Here is a 1,121-nt window from a genome sequence, read left to right as displayed (position 1 = left end):
GTTGGTGCGCTCGGCCCAGAAGTCCGACCAGGCGTAGAAGCGGGTGGCGCCGTAGTGCGGCTTCTGCCCGAACCAGAACGAGGGGGCGTAGTGGCTGGTCAGCGCGTACTGGATGTCGGAGACCCGCGCCCCCGAGCGAGCGGCGGCGGCGGCGATGCCTGCCCACCAGTGGCTGGAGGCGATCAGCACCTCCTCCGGCTGCACGCGCTCGAACACGGGAGTGAAGAACTCCCGCTCCGCGAGGAACTTCGCGAGGCGGTTGCGCAGGTGGTCGCCGAGGTCGATGCGGATCCCGAGCGCCTGGGTGAGCGCGGCCTCGAAGGGGCGCGCATCGATCTCGGGCACGCGGAGGTGGGACCAGCGCTGTCGCCAGTCCTTCTTCCACTGCGTGAACTCCGCGAAGGGGTAGACCATGTTCGTCTCGTCCACGTCCGGATAGCCGTCGGCGCCGGGCTGGACGACGAACAGCGTCCTGTCGTCGACGAAGGGGGCGGTGCGGTAGCCGCTCTGGCCGCGTCGCACGTAGTCGAAGACCACGGTATCCGCGGACGGCGCGGTGGTGAGCCGCTTGCTGCCGGTGTAGACGTCCTGGACAGTGCCCTGCGCGGCGGCGAGGGGCCCCCACAGGCCGGCGGCCTCGGCCAGCTGGATCACGAGCGCCGAGCGGCCGAGCTCCCACAGGTGCACGCCGTCGGCCGTGGTGATGTCGAACAGCCCGTGCTCGCGCTCGGCGGCGCAGAACCGCTCGAACATCTCGCCGTAGGACCAGGGCGGGGTGATCCGTCGGCGGGAGGCGCCGTCGCGCAGCTCGAGCCAGTCGTACTCGCCCTGGATGCGGACCGTGGGCCGCTTCTCGGTGCCGGCGTTGGTCACCTGGACGCCGCCGCCGGAGTTGATCGGGGCACCGAAGGAGTCGACGCCGCCGGTGACGGGGAACCAGGGGTGGCGCGGGATCTCGCGGTGGGTCGGCGCGGGGTCGGTGACCGCGACCGCCTTGACGAGCATCGAGACGGCGGTGGAGGCGTAGGTCCTCGCGACCCGGCCGACGGAGCCCATCGCCTGGGCGGGGAGCCCGACGGCCTTTCCGAGGCCGCCGAGGGCCCCCGCGGAGCCGCCGCTCG

1 pseudogene is annotated in these 1,121 nt (G+C 72.3%); it reads right to left on the bottom strand.

The annotated features are described in order from the left end of the window. Window positions 1–1,121, bottom strand: a pseudogene (locus HMPREF3159_RS10250) (glycosyl transferase family 1); the annotation flags it as partial.

Origin of the sequence: Brachybacterium sp. HMSC06H03, assembly GCF_001807385.1 — a bacterium.
In the GTDB taxonomy this organism is placed as follows: domain Bacteria; phylum Actinomycetota; class Actinomycetes; order Actinomycetales; family Dermabacteraceae; genus Brachybacterium; species Brachybacterium conglomeratum.
Note: the sequence above shows the minus strand (reverse complement) of the source record. Positions and strands in the feature narration are given on the sequence as shown.